At 73.2% G+C, this 17053-nt stretch carries 15 protein-coding genes; 8 read left to right on the top strand and 7 right to left on the bottom strand.

The features are described 5' to 3' along the window. Positions 1-107 precede the first annotated feature (107 nt). Positions 108-1607: a PLP-dependent aminotransferase family protein gene (locus ACFWGJ_RS04695; protein ID WP_387321010.1), complete on the top strand. Its 1500-nt coding sequence runs from the start codon at positions 108-110 to the stop codon at positions 1605-1607. A gap of 269 nt (positions 1608-1876) precedes the next feature. Here the strand turns inward: ACFWGJ_RS04695 and ACFWGJ_RS04690 are convergent, their stop codons facing one another. Both ACFWGJ_RS04690 and ACFWGJ_RS04685 read right to left on the bottom strand, forming a co-directional pair. Further along, the gene (locus tag ACFWGJ_RS04690; RefSeq protein WP_387321008.1) at positions 1877-3463 is read right to left on the bottom strand and encodes a hypothetical protein; all 1587 of its coding nucleotides are present in this window, start codon (positions 3461-3463) and stop codon (positions 1877-1879) included. Positions 3464-3500: 37 nt separating this feature from the next. Next, positions 3501-3695 (bottom strand): hypothetical protein, encoded by a 195-nt coding sequence (locus tag ACFWGJ_RS04685; RefSeq protein ID WP_041991757.1) that lies wholly within the window; start codon positions 3693-3695, stop codon positions 3501-3503. Between the two features lie 351 nt (positions 3696-4046). Between ACFWGJ_RS04685 and ACFWGJ_RS04680 the strand changes: the two genes are divergently transcribed. The 5 genes from ACFWGJ_RS04680 to ACFWGJ_RS04660 all read left to right on the top strand — a co-directional run bounded on the left by ACFWGJ_RS04680 (position 4047) and on the right by ACFWGJ_RS04660 (position 9693). Next, positions 4047-4439 (top strand): ankyrin repeat domain-containing protein, encoded by a 393-nt coding sequence (locus ACFWGJ_RS04680; protein ID WP_387321005.1) that lies wholly within the window; start codon positions 4047-4049, stop codon positions 4437-4439. A gap of 300 nt (positions 4440-4739) precedes the next feature. Then, a complete protein-coding gene (locus tag ACFWGJ_RS04675; protein ID WP_387321003.1) occupies positions 4740-6158 on the top strand; it encodes a HEAT repeat domain-containing protein in 1419 nt (472 codons plus the stop codon). A 288-nt stretch (positions 6159-6446) separates the two neighbouring features. Continuing rightward, positions 6447-7613: a glycosyltransferase family 4 protein gene (locus ACFWGJ_RS04670; protein ID WP_387321001.1), complete on the top strand. Its 1167-nt coding sequence runs from the start codon at positions 6447-6449 to the stop codon at positions 7611-7613. After that, positions 7610-8842: a glycosyltransferase gene (locus ACFWGJ_RS04665; protein ID WP_387320999.1), complete on the top strand. Its 1233-nt coding sequence runs from the start codon at positions 7610-7612 to the stop codon at positions 8840-8842. Before ACFWGJ_RS04670 ends, ACFWGJ_RS04665 begins: the two co-directional genes overlap by 4 nt. Further along, positions 8839-9693 (top strand): SGNH/GDSL hydrolase family protein, encoded by an 855-nt coding sequence (locus ACFWGJ_RS04660; RefSeq protein ID WP_387320997.1) that lies wholly within the window; start codon positions 8839-8841, stop codon positions 9691-9693. The genes ACFWGJ_RS04665 and ACFWGJ_RS04660 overlap by 4 nt, the downstream gene beginning before the upstream one ends. A 195-nt stretch (positions 9694-9888) precedes the next feature. Here the strand turns inward: ACFWGJ_RS04660 and ACFWGJ_RS04655 are convergent, their stop codons facing one another. The 5 genes from ACFWGJ_RS04655 to ACFWGJ_RS04635 are packed head-to-tail and all read right to left on the bottom strand — an operon-like array spanning position 9889 to position 14367. Next, a complete protein-coding gene (locus ACFWGJ_RS04655; RefSeq protein WP_387320995.1) occupies positions 9889-10791 on the bottom strand; it encodes a biotin-dependent carboxyltransferase family protein in 903 nt (300 codons plus the stop codon). Continuing rightward, the gene (gene pxpB, locus ACFWGJ_RS04650) at positions 10791-11405 is read right to left on the bottom strand and encodes a 5-oxoprolinase subunit PxpB (RefSeq protein ID WP_387320993.1); all 615 of its coding nucleotides are present in this window, start codon (positions 11403-11405) and stop codon (positions 10791-10793) included. Before pxpB ends, ACFWGJ_RS04655 begins: the two co-directional genes overlap by 1 nt. Further along, positions 11402-12184 carry a LamB/YcsF family protein gene (locus ACFWGJ_RS04645; protein ID WP_387320991.1) on the bottom strand — a complete coding sequence of 261 codons (783 nt, stop codon included), beginning with the start codon at positions 12182-12184 and terminating at the stop codon, positions 11402-11404. Before ACFWGJ_RS04645 ends, pxpB begins: the two co-directional genes overlap by 4 nt. A 36-nt stretch (positions 12185-12220) precedes the next feature. After that, positions 12221-13051: a putative hydro-lyase gene (locus ACFWGJ_RS04640; RefSeq protein ID WP_387320990.1), complete on the bottom strand. Its 831-nt coding sequence runs from the start codon at positions 13049-13051 to the stop codon at positions 12221-12223. After that, positions 13048-14367, bottom strand: a complete 1320-nt coding sequence (locus ACFWGJ_RS04635; RefSeq protein ID WP_387320988.1) for an MFS transporter — start codon at positions 14365-14367, stop codon at positions 13048-13050. The genes ACFWGJ_RS04640 and ACFWGJ_RS04635 overlap by 4 nt, the downstream gene beginning before the upstream one ends. A gap of 230 nt (positions 14368-14597) precedes the next feature. On the opposite strand from ACFWGJ_RS04635, the gene ACFWGJ_RS04630 reads away from it, so the two are divergent. Both ACFWGJ_RS04630 and ACFWGJ_RS04625 read left to right on the top strand, forming a co-directional pair. Next, on the top strand, positions 14598-15290 hold the full coding sequence (locus tag ACFWGJ_RS04630; RefSeq protein WP_387320986.1) for a GntR family transcriptional regulator: 693 nt from the start codon (positions 14598-14600) through the stop codon (positions 15288-15290). Positions 15291-15470: 180 nt separating this feature from the next. Next, complete coding sequence (locus tag ACFWGJ_RS04625; protein ID WP_387320985.1) at positions 15471-16997, top strand: hypothetical protein; 1527 nt, start codon at positions 15471-15473, stop codon at positions 16995-16997. The last annotated feature ends 56 nt before the right edge of the window (positions 16998-17053 follow it).

The following is a 17053-nucleotide window of genomic DNA, read 5'->3' as shown; positions in this document are numbered from 1 at the left end:
TGCTCCCTGATGGCGGTGCGGTGGTGTCACTGGACTGACTCATGACACTCTGTGGCGTGAGGATAAACCTCTTCCATGGCCAATTCGGGGAAGGTGGACTGGAAAACATGGCGCAGTGGACTTCGGCGGTGGGAGCCGCCCAGCTTGCCCGACTGCTCAACTCCCAGCAGGAGCGCCCCGCGGGCCCCGGCACGCGCCGCCCGCCCGCCTACCGCGCCCTCGCCGACGGTATCCGGCTGCTCGTTCTCGAAGGCCGGGTCCCCGTGGCCGCGCGCCTGCCCGCCGAGCGCGAACTGGCCCTCTCGCTGTCCGTCAGCCGCACCACCGTGGCAGCGGCCTACGAGGCACTGCGCGCCGAGGGCTTCCTGGAGTCCCGCCGGGGCGCGGGCAGCTGGACCGCCGTACCGGCGGGAAACCCGTTGCCCGCACGCGGTCTCGAACCCCTGCCGCCCGAGACCCTCGGCTCCATGATCGACCTGGGCTGCGCGGCCCTGCCCGCCCCCGAACCCTGGCTCACCCGCGCCGTCCAGGGCGCCCTGGAGGAGCTGCCGCCGTACGCCCACACGCACGGCGACTATCCGGCGGGGCTGCCCGCGCTGCGCCAGACCCTCGCCGACCGGTACACCGCACGTGGCATTCCCACCATGCCCGAGCAGATCATGGTGACCACCGGGGCCATGGGGGCCATCGACGCCATCTGTCACCTCTTCGCCGGCCGCGGGGAGCGCATCGCCGTCGAGTCGCCCTCGTACGCCAACATCCTTCAGCTGATGCGTGAGGCGGGGGCGCGGCTGGTGCCCGTCGCCATGGCCGAGGGGCTGGCGGGCTGGGACATGGACCGCTGGCGGCAGGTGCTGCGCGACGCGGCGCCCCGGCTCGCCTATGTCGTCGCCGACTTCCACAACCCGACCGGGGCGCTCGCTGACGAGAACCAGCGGCGGCAGCTCGTCGACGCCGCGCGGTCGGCCGGGACCGTGCTCGTCGTGGACGAGACCATGAGCGAGCTCCAGCTGGACGAGGGCATCGAACGGCCGCGGCCCGTCTGCGGATTCGACCCGGCCGGGTCGACGGTCATCACGGTCGGCTCGGCCAGCAAGGCCTTCTGGGCGGGGATGCGGATCGGCTGGGTCCGTGCCGCGCCCGACGTGATCCGCAGCCTCGTCGCGGCGCGTGCGTACGCCGACCTGGGCACCCCCGTCCTGGAGCAGCTGGCCGTGAACTGGCTGCTCAGCACGGGCGGTTGGGAGCAGGCCGTGGGCGTGCGGCGCGACCAGGCCCGCGAGAACCGGGACGCGCTGGTGGGGGCGCTGCGCCGCGAACTCCCGGACTGGGAGTTCGACGTGCCGCACGGCGGGCTCACGCTGTGGGTGCGCACGGGGGGTCTGTCCGGGTCGCGGTTGGCCGAGGTGGGCGAGCGGGTGGGGGTACGGGTGCCGTCCGGGCCCCGGTTCGGGGTGGACGGGGCGTTCGAGGGGTATGTGCGGCTGCCGTTCACCGTCGGGGGTGCGGTGGCCGACGAGGCGGTTGCGCGGCTGGGGGCGGCGGCGCGGATGGTTGCGACCGGGGCGCTTGGCGGTGGGGAGGCGCCCCGCACGTTCGTGGCGTGACACCCGCGGGTTGAGACGCGGCGCTCCCGGGTGGTTTGTCGGGTGCGGGTGCGTTGTGACTGGCCGCGCAGTTCCCCGCGCCCCTGGGTGGGTGGGGGTGCCGGGGCCTGCATGTGCGGGTGCGTCGTGGTCGGCCGCGCCGTTCCCCGCGCCCCTAGGGAGGGGCTGTGCCCCGTCAGGGGCGCGGGGAACGGCGCAGTCTTTTGGCTTTCAGGGGCGCGGGGAACTGCGCGGCCAGCCACGACGCTCCGGAGGGTGATGTCCGGCGGTCAGCCCTCCGCGGCCACGCCCACCGGGCCCGGTGCCGTGACGCGGGCGGGCGCGGGGGCCGCCGGGGCTTCCGGGGCCGTGCCCGCCGGGGGGAGCAGGTCCAGGACCGCCCGGCGATGCGTCTCGCTCGTCGCCTCGTCGTACGGGTCCGGCGTCGCCGGCACCTGAAGGCGGTGGACGGGGCCCGCGCCGAGCCGCGCGTACCCCCGCCCCGCCGGCACGTCGGCCGTGGGAGTCGTGTGTGGCGGCACCCCCAGCACCGCTTCGAGCTGCCCCGTCGAAGCCGCCCCGAGCACGACACGCGCGCGTGTGTGCCCCAGAACCGCCTCGCCGAGCGATTCCACGGCGTCGAACTGTTCGGCCACCACGACCGTGACCCCGGCCGCGCGCCCGTGACGCAAAGGCACCTGGAGGAGCGTCTGCGGATCACTGCGGCTGTCGGCCGCCGCGAGGTGGCCGAGCGCGGTCGGCCGGTCCAGGAGGAGCCACAGCGGACGCCGTGTGTCCTCCGGCGGCGTCAGCCCCGCCTGCCGGGACCGGTTCGCCGTGACGAGACGCCGCTCCGTCTCGTGCGCGGCCCATTCGAGGGCCGCCAGCGCCCCCGACAGACCGCATTCGATGCCCAGGACGCCGTCGCGCCCCGCCAGGCACGCGTACTCGCCCGTGCCGCCGCCCTCGACGATCAGTACGTCACCGTGCCGCAGGGCCTGCAGCGCGATCGAGCGCAGAAGCGTGGTCGTGCCGCTGCCGGGCCCGCCGACGGCGAGGAGGTGCGGCTCGGTGGAGCGCACGCCGGTGCGCCAGACCACCGGAGGAACGTCCCGCTGCTCCTGGCCGAAGTCGAGGGGGAGCGTGCGCTGCACGCCCGCCGGGTCGGTGAAGCCGAGGACGGTCTCGCCCGGTGCCGTGACGAACCGCTGGGCGGCGATGTCGGTGGGCAGCGGAGGCAGGACGGCGACCGAGAGCTGGTTGCTCTCCTCGTCCCACGCGAAGCGGTACTCCCGGCCGCGGCCCGACTTGGCGTGCAGCAGCTGCTCGATACGGGCCCGGGAGTCGGCCTCCCCGTCCCGGAAGTAGGCGGGGTAGCGCACGGACAGCTGCGAGACCCGGCCGGTGTCGTCGAACTCGTACGCGTCGAAGGCCTTGCCCCACTCGCCGCCGTGGGCGTAGAGCGGGGCCGGGTCCTCGGGGACGGAGAAGTACGGAACGAGCGCCTCGTAGAGGGACTCCAGGCGCTTGCTCTGTGAGTCGTCGGGGCCTGTGGGCACGGCCGGGGTGTGGTCCCGGCCCTGCCAGGCGGCCGCCGCCATCAGGGTGATGACGGCCAGCAGCGGCCCGTACGGGATGAGGGCCACGATCAGGACGACCGAGGCCACCAGGAACAGCAGTGGACCGCGCCGGTCCTTGGGGGTGTCCGCCCATTTGCGCCGGCCGGCGGCCGCCAGCCGACGCAGTCCACGGCTGATGGTGATCAGCGGGTGGAGGACGTCGGTGGCGCTGTCGGCGGCCGTCCGGGCCAGGTCCCTGCTGCGGGCGATCTGCGCGCTGCCGGTACTCAGAATGCGGGGGAGGGGGCGCCGGGCCACTGCTGTCTCCTGGAGGTGCGTGCGAACGGGGTGGGGGTCAGAACTTGATCCCGCCGAGCAGTCCGGCCAGGCTCGCGCCGCCCGCCGTGATGCTCGGGGCGATGGCCGTGCCGGCGAGGTAGAACCCGAAGAGGGCGCTGACCATCGCGTGCGAGGCCTTGAGGCCGTCCTTGCGGAAGAAGAGGAAGACGATGATGCCGAGCAGGACCACGCCTGACATGGACAGGATCATGATTGTTTCTCCTGGATCGATGGGGACAGTCACCATGAGTACTTCCAGGCTCACAGCATGTATCCATACGATAAAAGGTGCAACTGGGTGAAATTCTGCTTATTTCACCCCGATGGGCCTGCTCGGGAGGGCCCCTCGGTGGCCCGCTCGGTGATTTGTCGGTTTCGTAGTGATCCTTGCCTCGGGTGGGCCAGGTCATGTGCCCGCGAAGCCAGTACTCTGGCGATTCACCCGTACGGTCGCACCGCTACGGCCGCACGTCCCCGCAGTCCCGTTCGGTCCCGTTCGTCGTCGCACCGTTCCCGCGGTGCGAGTCCCCCAGTGATTCCCCAGTGAGAGGCGGTCCCGTCGATGAGTGAAGCGCCCGACCCCGAGGTCGTGGAGCTGGCGACCAAGATCTTCGATCTGGCCCGGCAGGGGCGGACCGAGGCGCTCGTGGCGTACGTCGACGCGGGTGTTCCGGCCAACCTCACCAACGACCGCGGCGACTCGCTCGTGATGCTCGCCGCCTACCACGGTCACGCCGACGCCGTGAGCGCCCTCCTGGAGCGCGGGGCGGAGGCGGACCGTATCAACGACCGAGGCCAGACTCCGCTCGCCGGGGCCGTCTTCAAGGGCGAGGACGCCGTCATCCGCGTCCTCCTGGCCGCGGGCGCGGACCCCTCGGCGGGGACGCCCTCCGCCGTCGACACGGCCCGGATGTTCGCCAAGGCCGACCTGCTCGACCTGTTCGGAGCACACTGAACCATCCGCCTTGACCAGGCGAAACAGCTTTTTTGGGGGAGGCGGGACGGGGCCGCCGGAAATGCGGTCGCGGCAGCGAGAACCGCTGGGTCATCATGACGTCGTGATTCACGGACGCGATGGCTGGGCAGGTGTTGCCGCACCGCGCGGACCGTGATGCGGCCCGCACGGGCCACCGACGAGAGGCAGAGGAAGATGGTCTACAGCAAGCAGGAAACGGCGGGCGCCCCGACGTGTTGTCACGCGGCCAGGTAGAGCAGGATCCCGGTTGCGTCGACGCTTGATGTGAGGCTGTTTCCCATGTTCGATCCGGTCATAGCGCCCAGCGGTACGCTGCTCGGCCTGCTCCAGAGGGGCCGCGGCGACGGCACGCTGCACGCGCTCACCGCACCGCGCGCCGAAGCGCTCGCGGCACTGAACCACTGTGTGCTGAGCGACCCCCGCCACGACTGGCAGGTGGAGAACCGCTCGCTCTACTACGCACGTCTCCACCTCGACCTGGGTGGCGGCCTCGACGAGATCGAGGCCCACCTCTTCGACGCGGCGGACGTGCTCGACACCGACGAGTCACGCACGGGCCTCGCGCTCGCCGTCCTCGGCCACCTCGCCTCGTACGGCAGGCGGGACGCCCTGGAACTGCTGCGGCGGTACGCCGCAAGCGGCGCCAACTGGACGTGGGCCCTCGACGAACTGGCGCTGCGCGACGACGACGCCGGGCTGCGCGCCCTCGCGGCCCCCGTCCTCGCCCGCTTCGCCACCGACCCCGAGGGCGAGGCCGAACTGGCCGCCGTCGTGCGCGACTCCTTCGAGCCGCGGCCCTGGCGGCTGTGGGCCGACGATCCACGCTCATCCATCGGCACGCGCGTGCGTGCCGCCCGGGAAAGCGGTTCCTTCGACCGCTGGCAGCAACAGATGCGACCGTCCGGGCCCCGCCCCGGATGGAGCGTGCGGGCCGTCTTCGAATGGGCCCAGCAGGGCATCGAGCGCGGAGCCGCGCTCCATGTGCCCGCCGCGCGCTGCCTCACGGCCGTCGCCGGACCCGAGGACCGCCCCGAGATCGTCGAGGCCGCCCGCACTGGGGACGACGGCGCACGCTGCACCGCCCTGCGCTATCTCGCCGACAGTCACGATCCCGAGGTACTGGATCTGGTCGAGGCCGCACAGTCCTCCGGCTCACCCCTCGTGGTGGAGGCCGCCGTGGACGCCTTCGAACGGATGCGCAGCGTCGCCGCCGTACAACGGGCCCGCGGCTGGGCCCACCGGCCCGACGCCCTGGGAGAGGCCGCCGGACGCGTCCTCGCCTGCCGGGGCGGCGCACAGGACAGCGAACTGGTCCTGGGCGCCCTGCGCGAAGCCGTACGGGGTGAGGGACCCGACGCGCAGACCCTGTGGACCCTCGTCGACGGCGCCGGACGGCTCGGTATCGCGGGAGCGGCACCCGTCCTGCGGCACGTCTACCGCGAGACCGCCTCCTCCCACCTGCGCGGCCGGGCGGCACGCGCGCTGGCCGCCACCGACCCGTCCTTCGCCGCGGGCTTCGCCGTCGAGTGCCTGTGGGACTGCGAGGAGACCACCCGCGAAGTGGCCGCACGGCACGCCGAGACCGGGGACGCCCGCGTGGTCGACCAGCTCCGCCGGCTCGCCGCCGACCCGGCCGAGGAGGCCGACGTACAGACCGCGGTCCGCAGCCGCATCGGACCGGACGCGTCCGCCGTGTGACCCAGGACCGCGGGCCGGACCGAGGGCCGGACCGCGTGGAGGCAGCCGGGGAGCGCGCGGAGTGGGACCGCGCGCACGGTGATCGCGGCGAGCGCCCCGCGCGCCGGTGTGCGCGACCGGCGTGTGAGCGTCCCGTCGTCGGCCCGTATCCCGTTGGTACGGGCCCGGACGCCGGAGCGTGACCGCTCCGTGATGAGAGGGCGTGCGGAGCCCAACGCTCATGGGACGTTCCTCATCCGGAAAGATCCACGTTGACGCGGCCACGTCCAGCACGACGACAACACCCGTATGCGTGTCGTCATCGTCACCGAGTCCTTTCCCCCCGATGTGAACGGCGTGGCCCACTGCGCGCTCCAGACCGCCCGGCACCTCGTCGAGCGCGGTCACACCCCCGTTGTCGTCGCTCCGGCAACCTCCCCCAAGCTCTCGACCACCCCCTCCGAACAGTCGGGCGCCTCCTTCGGGACCGCGCCCGAGGCAGCCGCACCGTGCCCCGTCGTCCGCATCCCGTCCCTGCCACTCCCCGGCTACCCCCAGGTCCGCGTCGCCCTCCCCAGCCGACGCGTCGCCGCCGCGATCACCGCACACCGTGCCGACATCGTGCACCTGGCCAGCCCCTTCGTCCTCGGCGTCCGCGGCATGGCCGCAGCCGGCCGCCTCGGCATCCCCGCCGTGGCCGTCTACCAGACCGACCTCGCCGGCTACGCCCGTACGTACATCAGCACCGGCGAGGCCACCGCCTGGCGCCGTATCCGCTCCGTCCACGCCGCCGCCGACCGCACCCTCGCCCCGTCCACCGCCGCCCTGCACGACCTGGAGGCGCACGGCGTGCCCCGGGTACGGCTGTGGCCGCGGGGCGTCGACACCGTCCGCTTCCGGCCCCAGCACCGGGACGACGCCCTGCGCCGTGAACTCGCCCCGAACGGCGAACTGATCGTCGGTTACGTGGGCCGGCTCGCCCCCGAGAAGCAGATCGAACTCCTCGCCGGAGCCTGCGCTCTGCCCGGCGTGCGTGTGGTCGTCGTCGGCGACGGCCCGAGCCGGCCGGGCCTCGACCAGGCGCTGCCGGGCGCCGTCTTCCTGGGGCGCCGCACCGGCGACGAACTCGCCCGGATCTTCGCCTCCCTGGACGTCTTCGTGCACACCGGCCCCTTCGAGACCTTCTGCCAGACCGTCCAGGAGGCGATGGCCAGCGGGGTACCGGTCGTCGCCCCCGCCGCGGGCGGTCCCCTGGACCTGGTGGCGCACGGGCGCACCGGGCTGCTCGTCCCGCCGCGCGACGAGGCCGCCGTGCGCGACGCCGTGTGGTCGCTCGCCGCCGACCCCGCCCTGCGGGCCGCCTACGGCGCCGAGGCACGCCGTACCGTCGAGGGCCGTACCTGGGCCGCCGTCGGGGACGCGCTCATCGAGCACTACACGGACGTCCTCGCCGGCCGGGCGGTGGTGGCGGCATGAGCGATGCCCTGAGCGACGAGTCTCTGAGCAACGAGCCCCTGAGCATCGTGCGGCTCGCCAACTTCGTCGCCCCCTCCTCGGGGGGCCTGCGGACCGCGCTGCGCGAACTGGGCGCCGGTTACCTGGAGGCGGGCCACCGGCCCGTCCTGATCGTGCCCGGCGAACGCGCCTCGGACCGCGAGACCGAACAGGGACGTGTCATCACCCTGCCGGGCCCGCTGCTGCCCGGCACCGGCGGCTACCGCGTCCTCACCGACAGGCGGCGCGTGGCGGCGCTCCTGGAGACGCTCGCCCCCGACCGGCTCGAAGTCTCCGACCGTACGACGCTGCGCTGGACCGGCGTCTGGGCGCGGCGCGCCCGGGTGCCCGCGGTGATGGTCTCCCACGAGACCGCCGACGGCGTGCTGCGCACCTGGGGCATGTCGCCGGGCCTCGCCCGGCGCACCTCGGACGCCCTCAACCTCCGTACCGCCCACCACTACGCGCGGATCGTGTGCACCACGGAGTTCGCGGAGCGCGAGTTCGTCCGCATCGGCGCCCGCAATGTCGTACGCGCCCCGCTGGGCGTCGACCTGGAGGGGCGCCACCCCGCGCTGCGGGACCCGGCGGTACGGGCCCGGTACGCGCGCGTGGACCAGACCCTGCTGGTCATGTGCTCCAGGCTGTCCGTCGAGAAGCGGCCCGGTACGGCCCTGGACGCGCTGGAGGCTTTGCTGCGGGGCGGGCGGCGCGCGGTGCTCGTCGTGGCCGGCGACGGGCCGCTGCGGGCCCGGCTCGAACAGCGGGCGCGTGAACGGCGGCTGCCCGTGACCTTCCTCGGGCACGTCGCCGACCGCGCGCTGCTCGGCGGACTGCAGGCCTCCGCCGACGTGTGTCTGGCGCCGGGGCCCGCCGAGACCTTCGGGCTCGCCGCCCTGGAGGCCATGGCCTGCGGCACGCCCGTCGTCGCCAGCGCCACCTCCGCCCTTCCGGAGGTCATCGGCTCCGCCGGAGCGACCGCCGCGGACACCGGGACGGCGTTCGGTGTCGCGATCGGCATGCTCCTGGACCGGCCCGAGGACGAACGCCGGGAGGCCGCACGCGCGCGTGCCGCGTGTTTCGGGTGGCCGGCCGCCGTGGAGGCGTTCCTCGCCGCGCACGATGCCGCCGTCCGGGTGGGGGCGCCAAGGGCAGCGCTCCCCGCCACCGCTCTCCGGTCCGTGCCACGGCCCCGGGAGGGCGTCGTATGAGACCCCTGCGGTTCGTGGCGCTGGGCGACTCCCTGACGGAAGGGGTGGGCGACCCCGTGGGCGAGGGGTGGCGCGGCTGGGCCGCGCTGCTCGCCGCGGGCCTGGCCCCGTCCGAGGCGCCGGTCGAGTTCCGCAACCTCGCGGTCAGCGGCGCTCAGACGCGTGACGTCCTGGAACGCCAGCTGCCCGTGGCGCTCGCCGCGCTGCCCGACCTCGCCTCGGTCGTCATCGGGGTGAACGACACCCTGCGCTGCACCTTCGACATCCACGCCGTGGCCGAACGACTCGACGAGGTGTACGCGGCGTTCACCGGGCAGGGCGCCGTCCTCCTCACCGCCTGTCTGCCCGACCCCGGGACGATGCTGGGGCTGCCGGGGGCACTCGCACGGCCGCTGGCACGGCGGCAGCGGGCCGTGAACGCGGTCGTGCACGCGCTGTCCGAGCGGTACGGGGCCGTGCATCTGCATGCCGCCGAGGGGGACTGGGTCGCGGAGCGGGGGATGTGGAGTGCGGACCGGTTGCATCCGGGGGAGCGGGGGCATCGGCAGCTCGCGCTGCGCTTCCATGCGCTGTTGGTGGAGGCGGGGCTCGCCTCGGGGCCCGTGCCGAGTGCCGTGGCCGAGTTTCCCGGGCCATCTCGGGCGGCCAGTCTTCGGTGGCTGGCCACCTCCGGGGCCGGGTGGGTGGCTCGGCGGTGCACCGATCTGTTGCCGCAGCTTCTCGGGCTGGCAGCTTCCGAGGTGCGGCATCGGGTGCGGGGCACTGGCGTGCGGCTTGATCTTGCGGCTTCTCGGGCTGTGGCTTCCGCGTTGGCGGGGGTTGCGGTGGGGGATCCTGCGGATGCGGCGTGAGGTTTTGAAGGTGGCTCCGCCTGGGGTGCGTTGTCGGGTGCGGGTTCGTTGTGGCTGGCCGCGCCGTTCCCCGCGCCCCTTGAAAGCCAAGGACTGCGCCGTTCCCCGCGCCCCTTGGGGGCTGCGCCCCCGACAGACAAAAGACTGCGCCGTTTCCCGCGCCCCTGGGGCTGTGCCCCTGGGGGCTGCGGGGCCTCAAGATGAAAGACTGCGCCGTTCGCCGTGCCCCTGGGGGGTGCAGGTCGGGACGAAACGTACCGGGGTGCCCGGGGTGGACTGAGCTGTGGTCGGGAGGTCTTCGGGGTGGACCACTGCGATGACCGGGTAGCCGCCGGTCGTGGGGTGGTCCGCGAGGAAGACCACCGGGCTGCCGTCCGGGGGGACCTGGACGGCGCCCAGGACCATGCCCTCGCTGGGCAGTTCACCGCCGATCGCCCTCTCCAGGGCAGGCCCCTCCGTGCGCAGGCCGATGCGGTTGCTCGCCGAGGACACCCGGTAGGTGTGCGTGGTGAACGTGTGCCAGGCCGCCGCCGTGAACCAGTCGTCGCGGGGCCCCGGCATCACCCGCAGGACCAGTTCGGCCGGCGGGGACGGCTGCGGAACGACGTCCACGCGCGCGGGGACGTCGTACGGCTTCCCCAGGGGGAGCACCGTCCCGGCGGTGAGGGGCGGTGGGCCGAGGCCCGAGAGGAGGTCGGTCGAGCGGCTGCCGAGCACCGGGTCGACGGTCACACCGCCCGCGACGGCCACGTAGGCGCGTACTCCGGAGACGGCCGTTCCGACCGACAGCAGCGCTCCGGCGGGCACGTGCACGGGGGCGCCCCAGGGGGCCGGGCGGCCGTCCACGGAGACGGGGCACGGGGCACCCCCGACGGCCACCGTGAGCGCCGAACGCGGCCGCAGGTCGCAGCCGTTGAGCGTGGTCTCCAGGAGGGCCGCCTCGGGCGGATTGCCGACGAGCCGGTTCATCAGGGCGGCGGCGGGCGCGTCCAGCGCGCCGGAGCGCGGTACGCCGAGGTGCGCGTGGCCCGGGCGCCCCCGGTCCTGCACCGTGGTCAGCGCCCCGGCCCGTACGACGACCAGTGCGCGGTCCGTCATCAGGAGTCCACCGGGACGAAGCGGACCGGCGTGCCCGGCGACAGCAGCGCGGCCGGCACGCGCGCGTGGTCCCACAGCACGGCGTCCGTCGTGCCGATGAGCTGCCAGCCGCCCGGCGACGAGCGCGGGTACACGCCCGTGTACGGGCCCGCGAGGCCCACCGAGCCCGCCGGGACCGCCGTACGGGGTGTCGCCCGCCGGGGCACGCCGTAGCGGGCCGGGAGCCCGGTCAGATAGCCGAAGCCGGGAGCGAACCCGCAGAAGGCGACCCGGAAGTCGGCCGCCGCGTGGATACGCGCCACCTCCTCCGGGGACACGCCCCAGATTTCGGCGACGTCCGCCAGGTCGGGGCCGTCGTAGCGCACGGCGATCTCCACGACGTCCGCGACGGGCGGAGGAACGGACGCAAGCCGTGTGCCGGCCAGCTGCGCGGCCAGCCGGGAGGGGTCCTCCAGGCCGTCCAGGAGCACCGTGCGGGCGGCGGGGACGATCTCGCGCACGGAGAGGGAGCCCTCCGCGCGGCGGCGGAGCAGATCGGCGTGCAGGGCCTGTGCCTCCTCGTCCGTGGACACCTCGACGAGCAGGGCGCGGTCACCGACCGGCAGTGCCCTCATACGAACGCCTCCACGCGGACGCCCGCCTCCTCCAGCCGTGCCCGGACCCGGCGGGCCAGGTCCACCGCGCCGGGCGTGTCGCCGTGCAGGCACAGGGACCGGGCCCGTACGGCGATCTCACGGCCCGAGTGGGACGTGACGACACCAGAACGGGCGAGGCCCACCGAGCGTTCCACGACGTCGTCCGGACGGGTGATGACCGCCCCCTGCCGGCCACGCGGCACGAGTGTGCCCTCGTCGGTGTACGCGCGGTCCGCGAACGCCTCGGTGACGACCGGCAGTCCGGCCTTCGCGGCCACGTCGAGGAACCGGGAGCCGGGCAGCCCGAGCACCGGCAGCGCGGCGTCGGCGAGCCGTACCCCGTCGACGACCGCCTTCGCCTGTTCCTCGTCGTGCACGATGCGGTTGTAGAGCGCGCCGTGCGGTTTGACGTACGCCACGCGCGCGCCCGCCGCGCGCGCGAAGACCTCCAGGGCACCGATCTGGTACGCCACCTCGGCCGCCAGCTCGCCGGACGGCACGTCCATCGCGCGCCGCCCGAAGCCCGCCAGGTCCCGGTAGGAGACCTGGGCGCCGATCCGTACCCCGCGCGCGGCGGCGAGATCGCACACCCGCCGCATGGTGGAGGGGTCCCCGGCGTGGAAGCCGCAGGCCACGTTGGCACTGGTGACGACGGACAGCAGCTGTTCGTCGTCGGTCAGGTGCCAGCGGCCGAACCCCTCGCCGAGATCGGCGTTGAGATCGGTCGCGGTACCGGTGGGGATACCGGTGGAGGTCATGGAGTGTCCGTTCTCCGGTCGGGCGGATCGGCTGACTCAGGCGACGCGGTACTGCTCGTCACGGGCGTCGGTGACGAACATGTGGCCGGGCGCGTGGGTGATCGCGAACGGCGGGCGCGAGGCCATCACCGCGGCCTGCGGTGTCACACCGCAGGCCCAGAACACCGGGATGTCGTCCGGCTCGAAGTCCACCGGATCCCCGAAGTCGGGGCGGCCCAGGTCCGCGATGCCGAGGGTGCCCGGATCGCCGCAGTACACCGGGCTGCCGTGCACCGCGGGCAGCAGACTGGTCTCCCGGATCGCCACGGGCAGGTGCTCGGGCGGCACCGGACGCATGGACACCACCATGGGTCCGCGCAGCCGTCCGGCGGGACGGCACTGGCGGCCGGTCACGTACATGGAGACGTTGCGGCCCTGCTCGATGTGGCGCATCGGGACGCCCGCCTCGGTCAGCGCCCACTCGAAGGTGAAGCTGCACCCGATGAGGAACGACACGAGGTCGTCGCGCCAGTGCGCCACCACGTCCGTGGGCTCCTCGACCAGCTCGCCGTGCTCCCACACGCGGTAGCGCGGCAGATCGGTGCGCAGATCGGCGCCCTCGGCCAGGACGGTCGACCAGGAACCGGCGTCGGTGACGTCCAGCACCGGGCAGGGCTTGGGGTTGCGCTGGCAGAACAGGAGCATGTCGTACGCCCAGTCGGCCGGCACCGAGATCAGGTTCGCCTGGGTGTGGCCCGCCGCGCAGCCCGCGGTGGGACCCGACACGCCCGCGCGGAAGCGGGAACGTGCCTCCGCCGGGCTCCACGCGTGCGCGTGGTCGTCGAGAAGGTCGAGCGGGCGGTGCCGTGTGCTCTGGGGCCGGGTCACAGGAGTTCCTTCCCACGGGTCTCGGGCAGACCGATCAGGGCCAGTGCCGCGAGTCCGTATCCGATCGCACCGAAGACGAGCGCGCCCCCGACACCCCAACTGTCGGCCAGGAAGCCGACGAGGGTCGGGAAGACCGCGCCCACGGCACGGCCCGTGTTGTACGTGAAGCCCTGTCCTGTGCCGCGTACGGCCGTCGGATACAGCTCACTGAGGAACGAGCCGAAGCCGCTGAAGATCGCCGACATGCAGAACCCGAGCGGGAATCCGAGCACGAGGACGAGGGTGTTGGCGCCGCTCGGGATGTTCGCGTAGGCCAGGATGCAGATCGCCGAGAGGATCGCGAAGAGCAGGATGTTCCGCTTGCGGCCCAGCTTGTCGGTGAGATAACCGCCGGTCAGGTAGCCGATGAAGGCTCCGGAGATCAGGAACGTGAGATAGCCGCCGGTGCCGACGACGGACAGTCCGCGGTCCGTCTTGAGATACGTCGGCACCCAGGTGGCCAGCGTGTAGTAGCCACCCTGGACGCCCGTGGAGAGCAGCACGGCGAAGATCGTCGTCTTCAGGAGGCCGGGCGCGCCGGCCGTGCCGGGCTTGAAGATAGCGGCGAAGGAACCCTTCTCGGGGCTCTCCTTGCGGCGTTCGGCCGCCTCGGGGGCGTCCTTGACCTGCCGGCGCACCCAGACGACCAGCAGGGCCGGCAGGGCGCCGGTCCAGAACATCACGCGCCAGGCGATGTCGTCGTCGAGGAACTGGAAGACCAGCGTGTAGACGACCACGGCGAGCCCCCAGCCGACGGCCCAGGCGCTCTGGACCGCGCCGAGCGTACGGCCCCGGTGCTTGGGGCTCGCGTACTCGGCGACCAGGATCGCGCCGACTGCCCACTCGCCGCCGAAACCGAGCCCCTGGAGAGCGCGGAAGACCAGCAGTGTCTCGTAGTTGGGCGCGAAGCCGCAGGCCACGGTGAAGACCGCGTACGTGACGACGGTGATCATCAGTGCCTTGACGCGCCCGATCCGGTCCGCGAGGACACCCGCCGCGGCGCCGCCGATCGCGGACACGACGAGCGTGACGGTCGTGAACAGCCCGGTCTGGCCGCTGCTGAGGCCGAAGTACGCGGCCAGGGCCACCATGCTCAGCGGCAGCGTGAAGTAGTCGTACGAGTCGAGGCCGTAGCCGCCGAACGCGCCGCCGAAGGCGCGGCGGCCGCGCGGCCCGAGGGCCCGCAGCCAGGCGAACGCACCCTCGTCGCCGGTGGGTTCACCCGCTCCGGGGCGCGTCTCGGCGGGCAGGGCCTGCGGTGGAGGGGTCGTGCTCATGGGCACCTCGCAGATGAGGGACGGGAGGGTGCTTGGGGACTGAGCCGTGCCATGGCGTGCGGAAGCCGTCGGCGCCGGGACGAGCGGGCGGTGCCCGAACGGGAGGGCGGTGCCCCGACGAGCGGGCGGTGCCCGGGAAACCCGGCGCCTGATAAGCAAGGTAGAGGATCGTTGAACGATCCTTCAATACCCATGTTGTTTCGTTCTTGTATCTGCGATTGAATTCGGGCGTGGCCGAACTGAACGGACTGGCGGACGACCGCGCGCTGCTGGGCCGCACCAGCACCGCCGAGCGGGTCTCGGACATCCTGCGGAGCCGGATCGCCGACGGGTACTTCCCGCCCGGCAAGCGCCTGTCCGAGGACAGCATCGGCGGCGCGCTCGGCGTCTCCCGCAACACCCTGCGCGAAGCGTTCCGGCTGCTCACGCACGAACGGCTGCTGGTCCACCAGCTCAACCGCGGTGTCTTCGTACGGGTGCTGACCGTCGAGGACGTCGAGGACATCTACCGCACCCGCAGCCTCGTCGAATGCGCGGTCGTCCGCGGACTCGGCAAGCCGCCGTACGCGGTGGACGGCCTCGCCGACTCGGTCGCGGACGGGCGGCGGGCGGCCCACGAGGGCGACTGGAAGGGCGTGGGCACCGCCAACATCCACTTCCACCAGGAACTGGTCGCCCTCGCCGGCAGCGCCCGTACCGACGAACTGATGCGCAGCGTCTTCGCCGAACTCCGCCTCGCCTTCCACCTGGTCGACGACCCCAAGCGCCTCCACGAGCCGTATCTGGCCCGCAACGGCCAGATACTGCAGGCCCTCCAGGACGGCGACCGCGAGGAGGCGGAGTCCCTCCTGGCCGTCTACCTCGACGACTCCCGCAGAAGGGTCACGGAGGTATACGGCAACCGGGTGGCGGAGGAGGCCTGACGGGCGCCCCGACTGGGGCGCGGGGCTGTGCCATGTGCGGCTCGGCCGCGTGGGCGCGACCAGCCACGACGGACCCGCACCGAACATCCGGCCGCAAGCCCTCTGCTCCCAGCAGGCGGCACACAGGACACCACAGGCCGTTTTGGGCTGTTGTCAGACCAAGGACCTAGTCTGTGCACCGTGACTTCGCCTGCATCGACGGACAGCGTTCCGCCCCAGCTCAGCGCGGGGCCGCGCCCCGCGCTGGGCCCGGCCGCCGACGAGGGCCTGGCGCGCCGCCTGCGCGCGCTCGCCTGCACCGCGCCCCTGCACGACCTCGACGTGCGCAAGGCGAACCTCGCGGGTGAGTACTCGGTGTACGGCATGGCGGAGGTGGCCCTCGCCTCCATCGACCTCATCACGCTGAACATGGACTTCGACACGGGTGCCGACCACGACCAGATAGTGGCCAGGCTCATTCCGCGCATCGCCGCCCAGGCCCCGCGCCGGCCCGTCGCCGAGCACGAGCGGGTGGCCCGCTGGGTCCTGGAGAACCTGATCAACGTCGGCAGCGTCGACCGCGGCTTCCGCGCCGTCTACGGCACGTTCGCGCCCGACGGTTCGTACGTGCGCCGCGACTACGACTTCAAGCTGATCGAGGAGGTCGCGGGCTACGGAGGGAGCGTGTACCTCCGTACGACGGACGAAGCGGTCAACGTCCTCGTGGGCGCCCTCGACACCGACGTCACCAGCGCGCAGATCGCCGCCGAGGTCAAGCTGGAGGTGCTGATCAGCCGGGGCCGTCTCGCGGACGCCCAGCTCGCCGCCGAGCAGGCCCGCTACCGCACCGTGCAGTACTCGGAGACGCTCCGCAGGGCCCTGGACGCGACCCGGCGCAACGTCCGGGCGGTGGACTGGCTGCAGGCCGTGCCCGACATGATCGCCGAGGCCCTCGACCACGTGGCGGACCGCTACCGCCACGAGAACGCGATCCTCACCAACATCCGCAAGGCGCGCGACGAGTCGGAGGACCCCGAGCAGAAGCGCCGGGCCGCCGAGCTGGTCGACATCGTGAAGGACTGCATCCGGCGTCACACGCAGTTGCAGTCCCGGCTGCTGGAGGCCGGGCCGCTGTTCCGCGCCGAGCAGGACCGGCAGGCCTTCGCGACCCCGATGACGACCTCCGGGATAGACCTCTACGGCCATCTCGTGGCCCCCGTGCTGCCGCTGCCCCTGGAGCAGGCGCTGCGGGTGACCGACGCCTTCTTCGCGCGCGGGACCGGGCTGCGCACCCCGGCGTCCGTCCGGGTCGGGGATCTGGTCGACCTGCTGCTGACACCGCCGGTGGAGCGGGAGCATCTCGGTGCGGAGATGCCCGAGCCCGATCTGATCGCCACGCCGGACGACAGCCGGTTCAGCGAGGAACAGCTCGCCGCCGCCATGGAACTGCTCGACCTGCCCGCCGACGCGCCGCGCCGGCTGTCCGGGCTGCTCGCCGACGCGCGGCGGCGGGATCCCGAACTGCCGTACCTCGTCGCCCTGCTGGCGGTGCACGCGGCGAGTCCGCCGGTTGGTACCGCGTACCGGCAGGGGGAGGAGCGGCTGCTGTTCGCCGTGGACGACGGGGTCGAGCTGGACGATCCGGAGTTCGGCGGGGCGGATCTGATCGTGGGGATGGCTCTGCTGGATGTGGTCGGGATGACCGCGGGCCGGTCGGAGGTCGCGTGAGCAGTTGCTTGAGCACGGTGGGGTACCGCGGGCGGGTTGTGACGTGCGGGCCGTCC

The organism is Streptomyces sp. NPDC060205 (assembly GCF_042728395.1).
In the GTDB taxonomy this organism is placed as follows: Bacteria; Actinomycetota; Actinomycetes; order Streptomycetales; family Streptomycetaceae; genus Streptomyces.
The sequence above is the reverse complement of the archived record's forward strand: the minus strand, read 5'-3'. Positions and strand labels throughout refer to the sequence as shown.

What these genes read in the sequence shown, in the direction of transcription:
- ACFWGJ_RS04695 (WP_387321010.1), top strand. Translation starts at nt 108, where the DNA reads ATGGCGCAGTGGACTTCGGCGGTGGGAGCCGCCCAGCTTGCCCGACTG.
- ACFWGJ_RS04685 (WP_041991757.1), bottom strand. Translation starts at nt 3,695, where the DNA reads ATGATCCTGTCCATGTCAGGCGTGGTCCTGCTCGGCATCATCGTCTTC.
- ACFWGJ_RS04680 (WP_387321005.1), top strand. Translation starts at nt 4,047, where the DNA reads ATGAGTGAAGCGCCCGACCCCGAGGTCGTGGAGCTGGCGACCAAGATC.
- ACFWGJ_RS04675 (WP_387321003.1), top strand. Translation starts at nt 4,740, where the DNA reads ATGTTCGATCCGGTCATAGCGCCCAGCGGTACGCTGCTCGGCCTGCTC.
- ACFWGJ_RS04670 (WP_387321001.1), top strand. Translation starts at nt 6,447, where the DNA reads ATGCGTGTCGTCATCGTCACCGAGTCCTTTCCCCCCGATGTGAACGGC.
- ACFWGJ_RS04665 (WP_387320999.1), top strand. Translation starts at nt 7,610, where the DNA reads ATGAGCGATGCCCTGAGCGACGAGTCTCTGAGCAACGAGCCCCTGAGC.
- ACFWGJ_RS04660 (WP_387320997.1), top strand. Translation starts at nt 8,839, where the DNA reads ATGAGACCCCTGCGGTTCGTGGCGCTGGGCGACTCCCTGACGGAAGGG.
- ACFWGJ_RS04655 (WP_387320995.1), bottom strand. Translation starts at nt 10,791, where the DNA reads ATGACGGACCGCGCACTGGTCGTCGTACGGGCCGGGGCGCTGACCACG.
- pxpB (WP_387320993.1), bottom strand. Translation starts at nt 11,405, where the DNA reads ATGAGGGCACTGCCGGTCGGTGACCGCGCCCTGCTCGTCGAGGTGTCC.
- ACFWGJ_RS04645 (WP_387320991.1), bottom strand. Translation starts at nt 12,184, where the DNA reads ATGACCTCCACCGGTATCCCCACCGGTACCGCGACCGATCTCAACGCC.
- ACFWGJ_RS04635 (WP_387320988.1), bottom strand. Translation starts at nt 14,367, where the DNA reads ATGAGCACGACCCCTCCACCGCAGGCCCTGCCCGCCGAGACGCGCCCC.